This window comes from Arthrobacter sp. MDT2-34-1 (genome assembly GCF_059091365.1).
This window is the reverse complement of record NZ_JBNHGO010000195.1, coordinates 1-307: the sequence shown is the minus strand read 5'-3', so window position 1 is coordinate 307 and position 307 is coordinate 1. Positions and strand designations below refer to the sequence as shown.

Annotated in this window: 1 protein-coding gene; it reads right to left on the bottom strand. The window is 69.4% G+C overall.

Annotated elements, in window-relative coordinates:
* Positions 1–30: 30 nt before the first annotated feature.
* The coding region (locus AC5RVV_RS18330) for a hypothetical protein (RefSeq protein ID WP_494002755.1) at positions 31–307 on the bottom strand (277 nt) is incomplete at its 5' end.

Here is a 307-nt window from a genome sequence, read left to right as displayed (position 1 = left end):
GTCAGCAGCAGGTCGAGGAGCGGCTGAGCGTCAGCTGTTGACGCGCTTGACCAGCCCGCCGATCAGGGCCACCACGCCCAGGGCCACGGCGGCGAAGCCTGCAGCCACGAAGAAGCCGGCGGCCTGCAGGTTGATGACCCGCTGGACAATCTGCCCGATGATGAATAGGATCACGGCGGCCGGGATGCCGGCGATACCCAGGGTCAGCGCCAGGGCGCCGGGCCGCTTCCCGGGAGCTTCCGGAGTGCGGGTGGCCCAGATGCCGGTAACGATCCCGCCGGCCAGACACAGGCCCAGCGAGGTAAAC